Raw genomic sequence first — 17,785 nt, 5'->3', positions numbered from 1 at the left:
GCATCCATGCGGTCCATGAGGCCGTTGGTATCAGGTGGACCTTGTGCCACGCGAGCGGATTACGCCGCCACGTAGGTCACCGGATCGCTCCCCGTCACCGCCTCCGCCCGGCCCTGCTTCACGAGCCGCCGGAGGTGGGCCTCGGCCTCGGAGACCGCGATGTTCCGCGAACCGTAGGGGATCTGCTGCCAGGGGCGGTTCCACTCCATGCGTTCGGCGAGTTGCCAGGGGGTGAGGGGCTCGGCCAGGAGGGACAACAGGTCCGTGAGACGGTCTTCGTGGTGGGCGAGCAACTCCCGCACCCGGGACGGGGCGTCGGTGAAGGCGTGCTGGTGGGCGGGGAGGATCTCGGCGGGGGCGAGCCGGCCGACGCGTTCGAGGGAGTCGAGGTAGTCGCCGAGGGGATCGGTGACCGTCGTGTCGTCGGGGTCCTCGTAGAGGCCGATGTGCGGGGTGATCCCCGGGAGTACGTGGTCGCCGGAGAACAGGCGACCGTGGCCCGGGAGTCCGGCCGGGTGGCTCTCCTCCAGGTGGAGGCAGACATGGCCCGGGGTGTGGCCCGGGGTCCAGATCGCGCGCAGCCGGCGGCCGGGCAGGTCGAGGAGTTCGCCGGGGGTGATCTCGCGGTCGGGAAGGGCGGGGGAGAAGCCGGGCAGCATGCGGCGGCGGGCCGTGCGCAGCGGGGTGAGGTGTTCGTCGGGGGCGCCGGCGGCGGCCAGCTTGTCGGCCATGTACGTGTACCAGCGCTCGGCGCGGGTCTCGCGCGTCCGCCGCACGATCGACGCGTCCGCCGCGTGCATCGCCACCCACGCCCCGGAGGCCTCCCGCACCTTGGCCGACAGGCCGTGGTGGTCGGGGTGGTGGTGGGTGATGACGACACCGTGGAGTTCGGTGACGGCCGTACCGCAGGCCGTGAGACCCGCGGTGAGGGCGTCCCAGGACGTGGGGTCGTCCCAGCCGGTGTCGATCAGCACCGGCCCGCGGTCGGTGTCGACGACGTAGACGAGTGTGTGGCCGAGCGGGTTGTCCGGGATGGGGACCCGGAGGGACCGCACACCCCCGCCATGATCGAACGCCTTCGTCATCTGCCCTCCGTCTCACGGCCATTGCCCACTATAACTAGAACTGGTATCAGTTCCTGAAACACCGTCAGATACTCCGTCAGTCACACCGTCAGTTACACCGTCAGTTACACCGTCAGAGACGAAGGCAGTGGCCATGGCCGAGCTCGTGGAACACGGACAGCTTTTCATCGGCGGGGAGTTGACCGACCCCCTGGGCAAAGACGTCATCGAGGTGGTCTCGCCGCACACCGAGGAGGTCATCGGGCGGGTGCCGCACGCGTCGACGGCCGACGTGGACCGGGCCGTCGCCGCGGCGCGGCGGGCCTTCGACGAGGGGCCCTGGCCCCGGCTGTCGCTCGACGAGCGGATCGCCGTCGTCACCCGCATCAAGGACGGCATCGCCCTGCGCCACGAGGAGATCGCCCGCGTGATCTCCTCCGAGAACGGCTCCCCGTACTCCTGGAGCGTCCTCGCGCAGGCCCTCGGCGCGATGATGGTGTGGGACGCGGCGATCACGGTCGCGCGGGACTTCACCTACGAGGAGCGCCGCGACGGCGTGCTCGGGAAGATCCTCGTGCGGCGCGAACCGGTGGGCGTGGTCGCGGCCGTCGTCCCCTGGAACGTCCCGCAGTTCGTCGCCGCCGCCAAGCTCGCGCCCGCGCTGCTCACCGGCTGCGCGGTGGTGCTGAAGCCGTCCCCGGAGGCGCCGCTGGACGCGTATCTGCTGGCCGAGATCACACGGGACGCCGGGCTGCCGGAGGGCGTGCTGTCGATCCTGCCGGCGGACCGCGAGGTGAGCGAGTACCTGGTCGGGCATCCGGGCGTCGACAAGGTCGCGTTCACGGGCTCGGTCGCGGCCGGGAAGCGGGTCATGGAGGTGGCGGCCCGCAACCTCACGGGCGTGACGCTGGAGCTCGGCGGCAAGTCGGCGGCGGTCGTCCTGCCCGACGCGGACGTCGACACGGCGGTCGCCGGGATCGTCCCCGCCGCCTGGATGAACAACGGGCAGGCCTGTGTCGCCCAGACCCGCATCCTCCTGCCGCGCTCGCGCTACGACGAGTTCGCGGACGCCTTCGCCGCCGCGGCGGCGGCGCTGGTCGTCGGCGACCCGATGGACCCGGCGACCCAGGTCGGGCCGCTGGTCGCCGAACGGCAGCAGCGCAGGAACCTCGACTACATCCGCATCGGGCAGGAGGAGGGCGCGAAGATCCTCACGGGCGGAGGGCGTCCGGCGGGCCTGGAACGCGGTTGGTACGTGGAACCGACCCTCTTCGGCGACGTCGACAACTCCATGCGGATCGCCCGCGAGGAGATCTTCGGGCCGGTGATCTGCCTCCTGCCCTACGGGGACGAGTCCGAGGCCCTGAAGATCGCGAACGACTCCGACTACGGGCTGAGCGGCAGCGTGTGGACGGCCGACGTCGAGCACGGCATCGAGGTCGCGCGCCAGGTCCGTACGGGGACGTACTCCGTGAACACCTTCAGCCTGGACATGCTCGGCCCGTTCGGTGGTTACAAGAACTCGGGGCTGGGGCGGGAGTTCGGGCCCGAGGGCTTCGGCGAGTACCTGGAGCACAAGATGATCCATCTGCCGGCCGGCTGGGAGGGCTGAGGTGGGGGTATCTCCCGCGCGAGCGGATTCGAGCGTGGGGGCGGGCGACCGGTGGCACGTCGAGGTGGACCGCTCCCTGTGCATCGGTTCCGCCCAGTGCGTCCACCACGCGCCCAAGGGCTTCCGGCTGGACACCGCACGCCAGTCCCATCCGGTCGACCCGGACACGGACGCGAACGAGCGGGTGCTGGCGGCGGCGGAGAGCTGCCCGGTGGAGGCGATCATGATCACGCTGCTGGGGAGCGGGGAGGCGGTGTTTCCGCCGGAAGAGTGAAAAAATTTCCTATTTGGGGTGTTCCATACCGCTTCCGGTGTTCTATCCTGGCAGTGGCCTACGAGGCGAGTGAGGGAGTTCGACCGGAGTAGCCGACTTTGGCGAGACGCCGAGAGGTACGGGCATCCGCTGAGGCCGACGTCGACGGACGGGCTGAGGGACCTGAAGGTTGCAGGACGGGACCTGAAGGCGACCCCCGATCGTCTCGTAGGTCCTATTCGTGCGCCTGGGGGGTCTGCGGGTCCGTCACGTCGATCAGCCGGCACACCGTCTCGATGTCGATCCGGACCTGGGCGATTGAGGCACGGCCCGACAGCCAGGTGATGAGCGCCGAGTGCCAGGTGTGCTCGATGACGCGCACCGCGGAGAGCTGCTCGGGGGTGGGGTCGGTGAGGCCCATCGCGTCCAGGATGATCGCCGTCGTCTGACGCGAGACCTGGTCGACCTCCGGGGAGACGCTGCGGTCGGCGAAGGTCAGGGCGCGCACCATCGCGTCGGCCAGGTGTGGCTCGCGCTGCAGGGCGCGGAAGGCGCGCATCAGGGTCTCCGCGACCCGGTCCGCCGCCCGCTCGCCCGTCGGGGGCTTCTTCCTGAGCGTGCCGTGCATGTGCTCCAACTGGTCCTGCATCGTCGCGACCAACAGATGCACCTTGGACGGGAAGTACCGGTAGAGGGTGCCGAGGGCGACCTGCGAGGACTCCGCCACCTCCCGCATCTGCACCGCGTCGAAACCACCCCGGCTGGCCAGTTGCGCGCTCGCGTGCAGGATGCGGCGGCGGCGCGCCTCCTGCCGCTCGGTGAGGGGGGAGGACTGCGCCCTGTTCCCCTTGGCTTCCGCGGGCGTGGGTGGCGTGGGTGGCATGGGTCCCGTTCCGGTCCGTTCCGTGACAGTCCTGGTGACAGTCGGTGAGGGGCGGTGATCAAGCGGTTCGGCAGAGCGGTCGGTCGTGGCGTGAATCACCTGATCCACTGCTCCCAGCGCTCTTACCTGCCGGTAGATTCAGAGCCTCCCGGACGATCAAGTCTGAAACTTGTTCTAGATTAGCGTCCCGTCGTAGTCTCGCGGGACCATGCAGGCAGAAGGGGGCCCGGAGTGACCGCTGAGGCCAGTCAGGCGGGGTCCCGGCGTGACCTCGGCGCTGGTGGGGGCCCCTCCCGTCCGAGCGAAGCCGAGAGTGGGGGAGAGCGACCGCTCAACATCGCGCTCCTCACCTATAAGGGGAACCCGTTCTGCGGGGGCCAGGGTGTCTACGTACGGCATCTCTCGCGTGAGCTCGCGCGCCTCGGCCACCGCGTCGAGGTCATCGGCTCCCAGCCCTATCCGGTACTGGACCCGGGCCACGACGACCTCCTCTCCCTCACCGAGCTGCCCAGCCTCGACCTCTACCGCCAGCCGGACCCCTTCCGCACCCCGAAGCGCGGCGAGTACCGCGACTGGATCGACGCCCTCGAAGTGGCGACGATGTGGACCGGCGGGTTTCCCGAGCCGATGACGTTCGCCCTGCGCGCCCGCCGCCATCTGCGCGCCCGGCGCGGGGAGTTCGACGTCGTGCACGACAACCAGACACTCGGATACGGGCTGTTGGGGGACCTCGGCGCGCCCCTGGTCACCACCATCCACCACCCCATCACCGTCGACCGGCAGTTGGAGCTGGACGCCGCCGAGGGATGGCGGCGGCGGTACTCCGTGCGCCGCTGGTACGCGTTCACCCGGATGCAGAAGCGCGTCGCGCGCCGGTTGCCGTCCGTGCTCACCGTCTCCGGCACCTCCCGCCAGGAGATCGTCGACCACCTCGGCGTCCGTGACGACCGCATCCACGTCGTCCACATCGGCGCCGACACCGACCTGTTCTCGCCGAACCCGGCCGTGCCGCAGCTGCCGGGCCGGATCGTGACGACGTCCAGCGCGGACGTCCCCCTCAAGGGCCTGGTCTTCCTCGTCGAGGCGCTGGCGAAGGTGCGCACCGAGCACCCGCACGCCCACCTCGTCGTCGTCGGCAAGCGCCCGCAGGAGGGGCCGGTCGCCCGGGCGATCGAGCGGTACGGCCTGGAAGGCGCCGTCGAGTTCGTCAAGGGCATCTCCGACGCCGAACTCGTCGACCTGGTGCGCTCGGCGGAGGTCGCCTGCGTGCCGTCGCTGTACGAGGGCTTCTCCCTGCCGGCCGCCGAGGCCATGGCCACGGGCACCCCGCTGCTCGCCACGACCGGCGGGGCGATCCCCGAGGTCGCCGGGCGCGACGGGGAGACCTGCCTGGCCGTGCCGCCGGGCGACGCGGGCGCGCTGGCCGCGGGCCTGAGCCGGCTCCTGGGCGACCCCGCACTACGGGCGCGGCTGGCCAAGGCCGGGCGGGAACGGGTGCTGGAGCGTTTCACCTGGGCGCGGGCCGCCGAGGGGACCGTGGCCCGGTACCGCGAGGCGATAGCCGACGGCGGCCGCCCAGGTGCTTCCGCCGCAGCCTCCGCCGCTTCCGTGGCTCCCGTGGCAGCCTCCGTGGCTCCCGCCGCCCCCGAAGCCGTCGACGCCGTCCACGCCCCCGAAGCCGACGACGTCGTATTCGAAGCATCCGATCGCGAAAGCAGGGCCACGTGCTGACCGTCGACTTCTCCCGGTTCCCGCTCGCCCCGGGCGACCGAGTCCTGGATCTCGGCTGTGGGGCGGGGCGGCACGCCTTCGAGTGCTACCGGCGTGGCGCTCAGGTCGTGGCGCTCGACCAGAACGGCGAGGAGATCCGCGAGGTCGCCAAGTGGTTCGCGGCGATGAAGGAGGCCGGCGAGGCCCCCGAGGGCGCCACGGCCACCGCCATGGAGGGCGACGCCCTGGCACTGCCCTTCCCCGACGAGTCCTTCGACGTCGTCATCATCTCCGAGGTCATGGAGCACATCCCGGACGACAAGGGAGTGCTGGCGGAGATGGTGCGCGTGCTCAAGCCCGGCGGGCGCATCGCGATCACCGTGCCGCGCTACGGCCCCGAGAAGGTCTGCTGGACCCTCTCCGACGCCTACCACGAGGTCGAGGGCGGCCACATCCGCATCTACAAGGCGGACGAGCTGCTCGCGAAGATCCGCGAGGCGGGCCTGAAGCCGTACGGCACCCACCACGCCCACGCGCTGCACTCCCCGTACTGGTGGCTGAAGTGCGCGTTCGGCGTCGACAACGACAAGGCGCTGCCGGTGCGGGCGTACCACAAGCTGCTGGTCTGGGACATCATGAAGAAGCCGCTCGCGACGCGGGTCGCCGAACAGGCGCTGAACCCGGTGATCGGCAAGAGCTTCGTGGCGTACGCGACCAAGCCGCACCTCCCCCGGGTGGCGGTCAAGTGACCACCCCCCGGACAGAACACCTCGTCCTGCCCGGGGTCCTCACCGCCGAGCAGGCCGCCGCGACCGTCGCCGGCATCCTCGCCGTGCAGCGGGAGGACGGCGCGATCCCGTGGTTCCGCGGGCACCACCTCGACCCGTGGGACCACACCGAGGCCGCGATGGCGCTGGACTCGGCGGGCGAACACGAGGCCGCCGCGCGGGCGTACACCTGGCTGGCCCGGCACCAGAACGAGGACGGCTCGTGGTTCGCGGCGTACGCGGACGGCGCCTTCGACGACGTCACCGACCGGGGGCGCGAGACGAACTTCGTCGCCTACATAGCCGTCGGCGTCTGGCACCACTACCTGTCGACCGGCGACGACACCTTCCTCGACGGCATGTGGCCGACCGTCTACGCGGCCGTCGAGTACGTGCTGCGGCTCCAGCAGCCGGGCGGGCAGATCGGCTGGCGACGCGAGGACGACGGCACGCCAACCGCCGACGCGCTGCTCACCGGCTCCTCCTCGATCCACCAGGCGCTGCGCTGTGCGCTGGCGATCGCCGAGCAGCGCGAAGAGCCCCAGCCGGACTGGGAGTTGGCGGTCGGCGCGCTACGGCACGCCATACGGCGGCATCCGGAGCGGTTCCTCGACAAGGACCGTTACTCGATGGACTGGTACTACCCGGTGCTGGGCGGCGCGTTGACCGGTACGGAGGCCAAGTCCCGTATCGAGGCGGACTGGGAGCGGTTCGTGGTCCCGGGACTGGGAGTGCGGTGCGTCGTCCCCAACCCGTGGGTGACGGGGGGCGAGTCCGCCGAACTCGCCCTCGCGCTGTGGGCGATGGGCGAGTCCGACCGGGCGCTGGAGATCCTTCAGTCGATCCAGCATCTGCGGGAGGCGGAGTCGGGGTTGTACTGGACCGGCTTCGTCTTCGAGGACGAGGCCATCTGGCCCCGGGAGCTCACCACTTGGACGGCGGGGTCGTTGGTGCTGGCTGTCGCCGCGCTCGGCGGGCATGAGGCGACGTGTGCCGTGTTCGGCGGGGAGCAGCTTCCTTCCGGGCTCGAGGTGGACTGCTGCGCCTGAGGGCGCGGCGGCTCAGTGGCGGTGGACCCGGTTGGCTATGGCGTGGCCGACGAAGAGGTACACCACGGCTGCCAGGCCGTAGCCCGCCACCACCCTTGCCCAGGCCTCGTCGAAGGTGAACAGGTCGTGGGACCAGCCCGCGAGCCAGCGGGCCGTGTCGTGGATGAACTGCACGAAAGAGTTGGCGCGGTTGGCGTCGAGCAGATACATCAGGATCCACAGGCCCAGGATGAGGGCCATGATGTCGGCGACGACCGCGATGACCGTCCCGGCCTGGTTGGCACCGTTGCGATATCGAGGGGACATGCTCTCCGGGTTGCCGTTCGAGGCCGAATGAAACCCGGTTGGTTCGTGTCGCGTCCATTTGCCCCGCGTTGGGGTGGAGTTGGCGCCTCCGGGGAACACCGGTGCACGGCATGTTCTTCTTCCTGCACGAACAACGGAACAACGGGTCCTTGATCTCCACCAGTACGGCGCCTTCTCCGCCGCCCTGGAAGCGGAGGTCGCCGACCGCGCCAACGTCGACACGGGCGCCGGCCTGTTCTCGCGGCCGGGCCTCGGCACCGCCGGGGCCCACCGGAGCGTCGCCAAGGAACGCATCACCGCCTACCTCCGGCAGAGCACGCCCATCACGGTGATCCGGCTAGGAGTTGAGCTCGGCCAGTACCCGCAGGGTGTGCGGGTCCGGTGCCACGACCAGCAGGTCGGTCACCGGCCCCTTGCGCCAGGCCTGAAGCCGTTCGGCGATGCGTTCGCGAGGGCCGATCAGGGAGATCTCGTCGGCGAAGGCGTCCGGGACGGCGAGCACCGCCTCCTCGCGGCGGCCGGCCAGGAAGAGTTCCTGGATGTGCCGGGCCTCCTCCTCGTAGCCCATGCGTGCCATCAGGTCGGCGTGGAAGTTGCGGGTGGCGTGGCCCATGCCGCCGATGTAGAAGCCGAGCATGGCCTTCACGGGCAGCAGCCCCTCGGTGACGTCGTCGCAGACCAGCGCCCGGGCGAGCGGGGCGACCCGGAAGCCCTCGGGCAGCTCCGCGACCGCCGGGCCGTACGCGTCCGGCCGGTTCGGCGACCAGTACAGCGGCAGCCAGCCGTCCGCGATGCGGATCGTCTGGGCCACGTTCCTCGGCCCCTCCGCACCCAGCAGCACCGGCAGGTCGGGGCGCAGGGGGTGGGTGATGGACCTGAGCGGTCTGCCGAGACCGGTGGCGTCCGGAGCGCGGTAGGGGTGGGAGTGGAACCGGCCGTCCAGTTCCACCGGGGCCTCCCGGCGCAGGACCTGCCGTACGACGTCCACATACTCCCGGGTGGCGGTCAGGGGCGACTTCGGGAAGGGCCGGCCGTACCAGCCCTCCACCACTTGCGGGCCCGACAGACCGAGCCCGAGGATCATCCGGCCGCCGGAGAGGTGGTCCAGGGTCAGGGCGTGCATCGCGGTCGTGGTGGGGGAGCGGGCCGCCATCTGGGCAACCGCCGTGCCCAGCTTGATCCTCGACGTCCGTGCGGCGATCCAGGTCAGGGGGGTGAAGGCGTCCGAGCCCCAGGACTCCGCCGTCCACACGGAGTCGTAGCCGAGCCGTTCCGCCTCGCGCGCCAGCTCCACATGGTCGGGGGAGGGGCCGCGGCCCCAGTAGCCGAGCGCCAGACCGAGCCGCATGCCTGCCTCCTGACGGGTCGTCAGATACGGGGGCTGCGACTGTACGACAACGGCCCCCCGCCCGGAAGGGCGAGGGGCCGTACCCGTTGCACGGGGGCGTGGGCTCAGCCGCGCTGGATGCCGGAGGTGTCCCGCAGGACGCCGCGGCGGCCGTCCTGGGTCTGGGCGACCAGACCCTGGGCGCCCTGCTCGACGGCGAGGTACCAGGTGCCCGGCGCCAGTTCGGCGATCGGCATCGGCGCACCGTCCTCCGCGTACAGCGGACGCGGCACCGGCACGGCGAACCAGAACGGCGAGAAGTCAGCGGCCGGCGGCTGCGCCGGACCCGGCTGAGCGCCGAACGGCGGCTGTCCCGGCTGACCGGGCTGGCCCGGCTGCGGCTGACCGCCGAACGCCGACGGCTGCGGCGCGCCCGGGTAGCCGTAACCGGCGGGCGGCTGCGCGCCGTAGGGCTGGGGGGCCGGCGGCTTGGGCGCCGGGATCAGACCGGCCTGCAGGGCCGGCACCAGCGGGGTGGCGACGGCGCCCGCGGCGAGGAGCAGGGTGGCGATGAGGGCGAGGATCAGCCCCATGCCGGCGGAGGGAGCGTTCGAGTTGTCACCCCCGAAGTTGTCCAGGCCGCCGACCGGGTCGATGACGTTGCCGAGGGCGCTCCACGCGGCGAAGACCGCGAAGGCGACGCCGAAGGGGCCGAGGTCCAGACCGGCGATCTTGCGGGGCTGGGGCAGACCGCGGGCGACAACGATGAGTGCGGCTCCGATGAGGCCCGCGAGGACGACGCTGAGCAGGACCGGTCCGCTCGACCAGAGGCTCGGGATGTCGAGGCTGCTGGGCGCGTCGTCGTACGAGTAGTTGTCGAGGAACGACGCGATGAACAGCAATACCGCTGCTCCGATCACCACGCCGTCGCCTCGAGTGAGGGAGCGGATATTCACTTCAAGGTGTCCTTCGGTCAGTCGTCTCGTCAGCGGTGGAGGCGTCGCTGTCACCATGTCGCCCTCGGGCCCCGGTGCGAAGCGCGGGGATGGCCCCTCAACGTAGGGACGACACTATCGTCCGCCCGATGAGAGTGTCCGTCGGGATCAACTTGCTGATCCCTACCCCCGCAGGAAACTCACGATTCCCTCAGAGATTCCCTGCGCCGCCTTCTGCCGCCAGGCGCCACTGGTCAGCAGCGCCGCGTCCTTGCTATCGCGCATGTTGCCGCACTCGATGAACACCTTGGGAACCGTTGACAGATTGAGACCGCCCAGGTCCTCACGCGTGACGAGACCGGTTCCGTCGCCGATGTAGTTGGACGGTGAACTGCCCGTCGTGCGCGCGAAGTCGCCCGCGAGCAGCTTCCCGAGGGCCTTCGACGGGCCGACGACGGCACGGGTGTCGGCGGCACCCTCGTGCACCGCGCCCGGCAGGATCACGTGGAAGCCGCGATCGCCGGCCCCGGCGCCGTCGGCGTGGATCGAGACGACCGCGTCGGCGTGCGCCGCGTTCCCGATCCGGGCGCGCTCGTCGACACACGGTCCGTACGGCCGGTCCCCGTCCTGCGTCAGCTTCACCGTGGCGCCCTGCCGTTGCAGCAGGGTGCGCAGCCGGTGGGCCACGTCCAGCGTGAACTCGGCCTCGCTGTAACCGGAGTTCGTGGACGTCCCCGTCGTGTCGCACTCCTTCCAGTGGGTGCCGATGTCCACCTTGCGGTTGATGTCGGCGGTGTGCTGGACGTTGCCGGGGTTGTGGCCGGGGTCGATGACGACGACCTTGCCCTTGAGGGAGGCGGGCGCGGTCGAGGCGGTACTGCCGGCGCCCTGCTTCCCGTCGCCGGTCGCGTCGTCGCCGGTCGCGTCGTCGGTGGGGGAGCGCAGTGTGGACGACGAGGCCGCCGCCCCCGCCCCCCGGTCCGGTCCGCTGTCCCCGCCCGTCCCGGTACCGGTGCCGCCCAGCGTGTCGTACGCCAGCCACCCCAGCAGCGCCCCGGGCACGAGCGCGGCGAGCGCCACGGTCAGGGGGCGGCGCAGCGGGGAGCGGCGCAGCCGCGGGGGGCCGAAGGGGTCGGAGGGTTCGAAGGGGTCGGGGTTCGAGCCTGCGTACGACACGCCTGCCACCCTAACGGGCACCCCGGGAGGACTCAGAGGGACGGCGGCCGGACGGATGACGGGGCAGCGGATGACGGGCGGCCGTCCCCCTCGGCCGCCCCCGCTCGCCCGTCTCCACTCTGCCGTCCCTGCCCGGCTGTCCCCGTTCGGCCTTCCCCCCGGCCCGTTCTCGTCTCTCCGTTGCGGCTATCCGTTCCCGTCTCCCGTCATGGTCACGCTGTCGGACTCCGTGCCCTGTGGTGCCAGGCACGCGAACCAGTCGGTGGGGGCGCCCTCGGTCGAGTGGAGGGCGGGCTTGTCGGTGTTCGTCGTCCCGTTCGCCGGTTCCCTAACCAGCTCGGTCTTCGTGCCGTCCTTCCACAAGCAGGTCACCTGCTTGGCCGTCTTGACGACATGGCCGATCACCAGGCGGCGGGGGCCGTCGGCGCCGGGGAAGGAGTTCGCGGTGCTCTCCATGCTCTTGCCGGGCGGCAGCCGCTTCCCGTGCGGGCCGTTTCCCCACTCCTGCGTGGAGTGGGGCCCGTAGGTCCGGTGGAAGAAGTACGTGGTGTTGCCGACCATGTTGGAGGGCTTGCCGCCTGTCGGGTACTTGTCCCCGTACTCGCGCATGGCCCGCAGCTGAGCCGCCGCCTCCGTCTCGTTGGCCGGTGCCGTCCACACGTCGAGGGAGACCTGCCACTTCTGCCCCTGCTCGATGCCCGAGCCGAGCACGGTCCGGTGGGGCGCGAGCAGGCCGGGGGCCGTGGTCCCCGACCGCTGCGCTGCCGGCGGTGCCACCCGCTCCCCGTCGCCTCCCGGCAGCCCCGTCATCGCCAGCGCCCCCGTCGAGCCGGCGACCACCAGGACCGTGGCCGCCGCGACCGCCCAGCGGCGGGCCCTGCGGCGGCGGCCGCCGCGGATGAGTGCCTGGGTGGGGGCTATACCGATGTCGACCTCGTCCGCGGCGTCGGCCAGCAGACCGGCGATGGCGTGCTGCGTCATGTCGTGATTCGTCTCCCGGTCCGCGTTCATCACTTCCGCCCTCCGTACGTCACTGTGTCCGTCAGTTCCGGTATGGCGCGGAGTTTCGCGATCCCCTTGGCCGCGTTGCTCTTCACCGCGCCGACCGAACAGCCCATCGCCTCGGCCGTCTGTGTCTCGGTCAGGTCCTCCCAGTAACGCAGCACCACCGCCTCCCGCTGCCGCGGCGGCAGCTCGGCCAGCGCCTTCAGCAGGGTGTGCCGGTCGTCGGCCCGGGCGATCAGGTCGCCGGTGTCGGCGACCTCGTGCGCGAGGCCCGAGTCGTCGCCCCTCGGAGCGAGGAACTCGCGGAGCTTCCTGCGGTACTTGCGGGCATGCGCGTTGATCATCACGCGCCGTACGTACGCCTCCGGTTCGTCGGCCGCCCCTACTCTGCGCCAGGCCACGTAGACCTGTTCCAGCGTCGACTGGACCAGGTCCTCCGCGGCGTGCTGTTCCCCCGTGAGGAGAAATGCCGTGCGCATCAGCCCCGGCCAGCGGCCGACGACGAAAGCCTGGAACTCCGTGTCCCTGTCCTGCTTCCGATCCCCCATGGGCACCTCCTTGATGTTCAAAGGAGGCCATGAGCGGCCCGGATCGTTGCCTCAGTGGCTGGAGAATTTCCGCGGCAGCCACACCAGCATCAGCAGCGCCCCCACCAGCAGCACCGCCGTACCCGTGCGGAAGGCCAGGGCGTACCCTGCCGTCAGCGCCTCGGGCGTGCCGCGGCCCGCCGTGCGGGAGGCCGCCAGCGTGGACAGAACGGCCAGGCCGAGTGAACCGCCCATGGTGCGGGAGGTGTTGACCAGGCCGGACACCAGACCGGCCTCGCCCGGCGCCGCGCCCGACGTGGCCAGCGAGGCGAGCGGGGTCGAGGACAGGCCCGCGCCCAGCATCATCAGGACACCCGGCACCATGATCCCGGTGACGTACCCGCCGTCCGCCCGCATCGTCGACTGCCAGCCGAACCCGGCCGCCGCGACCAGCGTGCCCAGTGTGGCCACGGTGCGGGCACCGGCCGTGCGCATGAGGCGGGGCGCGAGCTTGGAGCCGAGGACGATGGCCAGCGAGCTCGGCACCAGCGCCAGACCCGCCTCCAGCGGGGTGTAGCCCAGCGCGTTCTGCGCGTACAGGGTCATGAAGAACCACATGGAGAACATGGCCGAGCCGTTCACGAACATCGCCGCGTTCGCCGCCGACACCGCCCGCAGCCGGAACAGGCCCAGCGGCATCAGCGGGGCCGCCGTCCGCGCCTCCACGGCGAGGAACAGACCGATCAGTGCGAGCCCGGCGGCCAGCGGGACGAGGGCGGCCGACGCCGTCCAGCCCTCGGCCTCCGTCTGCGAGATGCCGTACGCCAGGGTGGCGAGGCCGGCCGTGACCAGCAGCGCGCCCGGCAGGTCCGGGCGCCGCCCGTCCCCGGCCCGGCTCTCGACCAGCCACCGCAGCGAGCCGGCCAGCACCAGTACGCCGACCGGCACGTTGATCAGAAGCACCCAGCGCCAGGACATGAGGTCCACCAGCACCCCGCCGACGAGCCCGCCCGCGGCCCCGCCGCCGGCGCCGACGGCCGTCCACGTCGCGATGGCCCGCGCCCGCGCGGCCCCCTCCGGCACGGCGGAGGTGACGATCGTCAGCGTGGCGGGTGCCAGGACCGCCGCGCCAAGACCCTGCACGGCCCGGGCCAGGAGCAGCAGCCGGCCGTCCTGCGCCAGGCCGCCGGCCATCGAGGCCAGGGTGAACAGGGCCAGGCCGGTGAGGAACATCCGCTTGCGGCCGTAGAGGTCGCCCGCCCGGCCGCCGAGCAGCATGAACCCGGCGAAGGCGATGGAGTACGCGTTCACCACCCATTGCAGCCCCGAGGCGCTCATGCCGAGATCGGCCCGTATCGACGGCAGCGCCACGTTCACGACCGACACGTCGAGCACGACGAGGAACTGCCCGGCACAGGCGAGTGCCACGAGCAGCCAGGCGGGCGGAGGGGTACGGAGGCGGGATGTCCGGGCGCGGGCGGCGTCGGCGGTTTCCAACATGGGCGTCATGGTCTCAACCGGGTTGCGCCCCTTGCATCGGGATTTCGGCGTAGGTCGCGCGTACGAGGTCGTTCTGGGCCACGGCGGGTCAGGGGGCGGTGAAGTCGGCGGTGTGGTCGGCGGCCCAGGCGGTGAAGGGGCGGGCGGGGTGGCCGGTGAGCTCCTCGACGGTGCGGGTGAGGGCGACGGGCCTGCCGTCCGTGGACTCCCACCACGCGAGGAGGGCGTCGGCGTAGACGGCGGGGATGTGCTCGGCCATCTCCTGCTTCCACTCCTCGGCGGTGACGTGCTTGACCGCGATGGCTCGGCCGGTGACGGCGGCGAGCCGGTCGATCTGCTCGGTGAACGTCAGCGACTCGGGTCCGGTGAGGGTGAACCGGCCGCCGCGATGCCGGGGGTCGGTGAGGACGGCATGGGCCGCCTCGGCCAGGTCCTTCTCGTGGATGGGGTCGGTGTGGGCGCCGGGGAAGGGCAGGCTGATGGGCAGTCCGGCCTTGACGGACCAGGCCCAGGAGGCGGCGTTGGAGGCGAAGGAGCCCGGTCGCAGGACGGTGGTGGCGATCGGCGAGGCGAGCAGCGCCCGCTCCACGGCCAGGTGGGAGCCGGCCAGGGCGTCGTCCTTCGGCTCAGGGCCCAGCAGGCCGAGCACGGCGGAGCTGGACAGCACCACGACATGGGTGACGCCGGCCCGGTGGGCGTGGTCGACGAATTCGGTGATGTGGTCGGGGGTCGCGTAGAGGAAGACGGCGGTGACGCCGGCCAGGGCGGCCGGGAAGGTCGCCGGGTCGGTGAGGTCGAGGGCGACCGTCTCGACGCCGGGAGGCGGGGCGAGGCCGACGGGACTGGCGGAGCCGACCCGCACGGGCCTGCCGTCGGCGTGCAGGAGGGCGAGCAGCTGGGTGGCGACCGCGCCGCGGCCTCCGGTGATCAGGATCATGACGGTTTCTTTCGATGAGGCGCGAACGGTGTTCGTCGCGAACGTTGTTCGTCGAGAGTGGTGACGCTACGGAGCGAACGGCGTTCGTGTCAAACGTGTTCGTGCCGATCGGCGTTCGTGTCGACCGGTGTTCGCGCCAGCTACCCTCTCCAGGTGACCCCCGCGACTCCCGTGCCCCCCGAGCCGATCAGCCGCCGCGCGCGACCCGCCAAGGCCCCCCTCGGTCGCGAGGTGATCGTGCGCACCGGGCTGGCCATCCTCGACCGCGACGGTCTGGACGCCCTGACCATGCGCCGGGTCGCCAAGGAACTCGACACCGGGCCGGCCTCGCTCTATGTCTATGTCGCCCATCGCGACGACCTGATGGCCGCGATGCTGGACGAGGCGCTCGCCCGGGTCCCGCTCACCGCGGAGGGCACGTGGCGGGAGCAGTTGCACGCCCTGGTCGCGGCGAGCGTCGAGGCCATGAGCCGTCATGAGGGGCTGGCCGCCGTCGCTCTCGGCGAGATCCCCACCGGTGCCAACGCCCTGCTCGTCCTCGACCGCATGCTCGCGCTGCTCAAGCAGGGCGGGCTCGACGACATCACCGCCGCCTGGGCCGTCGACCTGCTCCACCTCTACACCGCCGCGGCCGCCGTGGAGCGGAGCGCCCACAACGTCAAGGGGGGCAAGGAGGACGACGTCGTGGCGGCCGCCGACCGTCGTTACGCGGCCCTGCCCGCCGACCGCTACCCGATGATCACGGCGCTGCGGCCGGCCCTGTTCTCGCCGGGCGACCGTGACGCCTGGGGCCTGGACGTGCTCCTCAGCGGCATCCTCCAGACCCCCGCCCGCTGAGACGCGGCCGTCTTCCGGCGTTCCTTTCGGGGGAATCTTCAAGAGAAGATAAAGAAATCGTTAGTACGCCGAAGCATCGGAATAGTTGCCCATGCATACAGGTTCGGTCTCCATGTACCCCTGACGCACCGCCCCTGGAGGCCCCACCCCATGACGCACACGACGACCGACCGGCCCACCCGCCCAGCGAGCGGAGCCGTCGTTCCGGTGCTCGCCTTCGCGGGCATCGTGGTCGCGGTGATGCAGACCCTGCTCGTCCCGGTCATCAAGGACCTGCCGCAGCTGCTGGACACCGCGCCGAGCAACGCCACCTGGGTCCTGACGTCCACCCTGCTGTCCGGGGCCGTGGCCACCCCGATCATGGGCCGCCTCGGCGACCTGTACGGCAAGCGGCGGATGCTGATCCTCAGCCTGGCCGTGATGGTCGTCGGCGCGCTCGTCAGCGCGCTCACCAGCGACCTGCTCATGATGATCGTGGGCCGTACGCTCCAGGGCTTCGCCATGGGCGCCATACCGCTCGGCATCGGCCTGATGCGGGACATGCTGCCGCGCGAGAAGCTCGGTTCGGCGATGGCCCTGATGAGCTCCTCGATCGGCGTCGGCGGCGGCCTCGCCCTGCCCGCCGCCGCCCTGGTCGCCCAGCACGCCGACTGGCACGCCCTCTTCTACGGCGCCGCGGGCCTCGGCGCCCTCGCGATCGCCCTCACCCTCCTCGTCGTCCCCGAGTCCCCGGCCCGCGCCGAGGGCACCTTCGACGTCCTGGGCGCGATCGGCCTCTCCACCGGCCTCGTCCTCTTCCTGCTGCCGATCACGAAGGGCAGCGACTGGGGCTGGACCTCCGGCACCACCCTCGGGCTCTTCGCCGCCGCGGCCGTCGTCCTCCTGCTGTGGGGCCTGATGGAGCTGCGCGTGAAGGCCCCGCTGGTGGACCTGCGGACGACGGCCCGGCCCGCCGTCCTGTTCACCAACCTCGCCTCGATCATGGTCGGCGTCTCCTTCTACGTCGTCTCCCTGGTCCTGCCGCAGCTCCTCCAGCTGCCGAAGGCCACCGGCTACGGCCTCGGCCAGTCGATGGTCGTCGCCGGTCTGCTCGTCGCGCCGCTCGGCCTGACGATGATGTTCACCGCGCCCGTCTACGCCAAGCTGTCCGCGAAGTACGGCCCCAAGGTCACCCTGATCCTCGGCATGCTGATCATCGCGATCGGTTACGGCGCCGGCCTCGGCCTGATGAGCGCCGCCTGGCAGAGCCTGGTCATCGCCGTGATGCTGGGCGCGGGCATCGGTCTCGCCTACTCCTCCCTGCCCGCCCTGATCGTCGGCGCGGTCCCGGCCTCGGAGACCGGCGCGGCCAACGGCCTCAACACCCTGATGCGGTCCATCGGTACGTCCGTGTCGAGCGCCGTCATCGGCATGGTGCTGGCCAACACCGCGAACAACGTCGGCGGCGTCGCGATCCCGACCATGCACGGCTTCCGCGTCTCCTTCCTGATCGCCACGGCAGCCGTCGCGGTCGGCCTGGTCCTCGCCCTCTTCCTGCCCAAGCAGCAGCGCCCCTCGACGACTCCGCAGCTGCGCGCCAGCAGCGAGGAGGACGCCAACCTGGAGCGCGCCGAGGAGGCCCTGCGGGGCTTCCGCGGACGGGTTCTGGACGCCGACGGCGCCCCGGTCGCCCGCGCCAAGGTCACCCTCATCGACCGCCGCGGCCGGCAGGCCGGCGCCACCCTGTCGCAGGCGGACGGCAGCTACGCCCTCGCCGTCCCGGCCCAGGGCGCCTACGTCCTCGCCGCCAAGGCCACCGGTCACGGGCCGCTCGCGAGCTCCGCGACCCACGCGGGCGACGAGAGCCCGGTGGACCTCGACCTGGCCCTGCCGAGCGAGACCGTCAGCGCCTGACCTT

Annotated in this window: 17 protein-coding genes; 7 read left to right on the top strand and 10 right to left on the bottom strand. The window is 71.5% G+C overall.

Annotated elements, in window-relative coordinates:
- Positions 1-59: 59 nt before the first annotated feature.
- Positions 60-1,085 carry an MBL fold metallo-hydrolase gene (locus OG289_RS15945; protein ID WP_327314679.1) on the bottom strand — a complete coding sequence of 342 codons (1,026 nt, stop codon included), beginning with the start codon at positions 1,083-1,085 and terminating at the stop codon, positions 60-62.
- Positions 1,086-1,218: 133 nt separating this feature from the next.
- On the opposite strand from OG289_RS15945, the gene OG289_RS15940 reads away from it, so the two are divergent.
- Both OG289_RS15940 and OG289_RS15935 read left to right on the top strand, forming a co-directional pair.
- Complete coding sequence (locus OG289_RS15940; protein WP_327314678.1) at positions 1,219-2,676, top strand: aldehyde dehydrogenase; 1,458 nt, start codon at positions 1,219-1,221, stop codon at positions 2,674-2,676.
- Between the two features lies 1 nt (position 2,677).
- A complete protein-coding gene (locus tag OG289_RS15935) occupies positions 2,678-2,950 on the top strand; it encodes a ferredoxin (protein WP_327314677.1) in 273 nt (90 codons plus the stop codon).
- A gap of 214 nt (positions 2,951-3,164) precedes the next feature.
- On the opposite strand, the gene OG289_RS15930 is transcribed toward OG289_RS15935, so the two are convergent.
- Positions 3,165-3,812: a TetR family transcriptional regulator gene (locus tag OG289_RS15930; RefSeq protein WP_327314676.1), complete on the bottom strand. Its 648-nt coding sequence runs from the start codon at positions 3,810-3,812 to the stop codon at positions 3,165-3,167.
- A 231-nt stretch (positions 3,813-4,043) separates the two neighbouring features.
- On the opposite strand from OG289_RS15930, the gene OG289_RS15925 reads away from it, so the two are divergent.
- The 3 genes from OG289_RS15925 to OG289_RS15915 are packed head-to-tail and all read left to right on the top strand — an operon-like array spanning position 4,044 to position 7,338.
- Positions 4,044-5,543: a glycosyltransferase family 4 protein gene (locus tag OG289_RS15925; RefSeq protein ID WP_327314675.1), complete on the top strand. Its 1,500-nt coding sequence runs from the start codon at positions 4,044-4,046 to the stop codon at positions 5,541-5,543.
- Positions 5,537-6,271 (top strand): class I SAM-dependent methyltransferase, encoded by a 735-nt coding sequence (locus OG289_RS15920; RefSeq protein WP_327314674.1) that lies wholly within the window; start codon positions 5,537-5,539, stop codon positions 6,269-6,271. Before OG289_RS15925 ends, OG289_RS15920 begins: the two co-directional genes overlap by 7 nt.
- Complete coding sequence (locus OG289_RS15915) at positions 6,268-7,338, top strand: prenyltransferase/squalene oxidase repeat-containing protein (protein ID WP_327314673.1); 1,071 nt, start codon at positions 6,268-6,270, stop codon at positions 7,336-7,338. The genes OG289_RS15920 and OG289_RS15915 overlap by 4 nt, the downstream gene beginning before the upstream one ends.
- 12 nt (positions 7,339-7,350) lie before the next feature.
- Here the strand turns inward: OG289_RS15915 and OG289_RS15910 are convergent, their stop codons facing one another.
- From OG289_RS15910 to OG289_RS15875, 8 genes are all read right to left on the bottom strand, one after another.
- Positions 7,351-7,644: a hypothetical protein gene (locus OG289_RS15910; RefSeq protein ID WP_079662668.1), complete on the bottom strand. Its 294-nt coding sequence runs from the start codon at positions 7,642-7,644 to the stop codon at positions 7,351-7,353.
- Between the two features lie 337 nt (positions 7,645-7,981).
- Positions 7,982-8,992 (bottom strand): LLM class F420-dependent oxidoreductase, encoded by a 1,011-nt coding sequence (locus OG289_RS15905; RefSeq protein WP_327314672.1) that lies wholly within the window; start codon positions 8,990-8,992, stop codon positions 7,982-7,984.
- Between the two features lie 104 nt (positions 8,993-9,096).
- A complete protein-coding gene (locus tag OG289_RS15900; protein WP_327314671.1) occupies positions 9,097-9,927 on the bottom strand; it encodes a hypothetical protein in 831 nt (276 codons plus the stop codon).
- Between the two features lie 162 nt (positions 9,928-10,089).
- Entirely contained in the window at positions 10,090-11,082 is a 993-nt protein-coding gene (locus tag OG289_RS15895) for an N-acetylmuramoyl-L-alanine amidase (RefSeq protein WP_327314670.1), read from the bottom strand.
- 186 nt (positions 11,083-11,268) lie between these two features.
- Positions 11,269-12,063 carry a hypothetical protein gene (locus tag OG289_RS15890; protein WP_327314669.1) on the bottom strand — a complete coding sequence of 265 codons (795 nt, stop codon included), beginning with the start codon at positions 12,061-12,063 and terminating at the stop codon, positions 11,269-11,271.
- A gap of 29 nt (positions 12,064-12,092) precedes the next feature.
- Entirely contained in the window at positions 12,093-12,635 is a 543-nt protein-coding gene (locus tag OG289_RS15885) for a SigE family RNA polymerase sigma factor (RefSeq protein ID WP_327314668.1), read from the bottom strand.
- Positions 12,636-12,686: 51 nt separating this feature from the next.
- Positions 12,687-14,123: a DHA2 family efflux MFS transporter permease subunit gene (locus tag OG289_RS15880; RefSeq protein WP_327314667.1), complete on the bottom strand. Its 1,437-nt coding sequence runs from the start codon at positions 14,121-14,123 to the stop codon at positions 12,687-12,689.
- Between the two features lie 79 nt (positions 14,124-14,202).
- The gene (locus tag OG289_RS15875; protein WP_327314666.1) at positions 14,203-15,051 is read right to left on the bottom strand and encodes an NAD(P)H-binding protein; all 849 of its coding nucleotides are present in this window, start codon (positions 15,049-15,051) and stop codon (positions 14,203-14,205) included.
- A gap of 153 nt (positions 15,052-15,204) precedes the next feature.
- On the opposite strand from OG289_RS15875, the gene OG289_RS15870 reads away from it, so the two are divergent.
- Together OG289_RS15870 and OG289_RS15865 are read left to right on the top strand one after the other, a co-directional pair.
- Positions 15,205-15,888, top strand: a complete 684-nt coding sequence (locus tag OG289_RS15870; RefSeq protein ID WP_327314665.1) for a TetR/AcrR family transcriptional regulator — start codon at positions 15,205-15,207, stop codon at positions 15,886-15,888.
- A gap of 150 nt (positions 15,889-16,038) precedes the next feature.
- A complete protein-coding gene (locus tag OG289_RS15865) occupies positions 16,039-17,781 on the top strand; it encodes an MFS transporter (RefSeq protein WP_327314664.1) in 1,743 nt (580 codons plus the stop codon).
- The last annotated feature ends 4 nt before the right edge of the window (positions 17,782-17,785 follow it).

Source organism: Streptomyces sp. NBC_01235, assembly GCF_035989285.1.
GTDB lineage: Bacteria > Actinomycetota > Actinomycetes > Streptomycetales > Streptomycetaceae > Streptomyces.
This window is presented reverse-complemented; position numbering and strand designations above follow the sequence as displayed.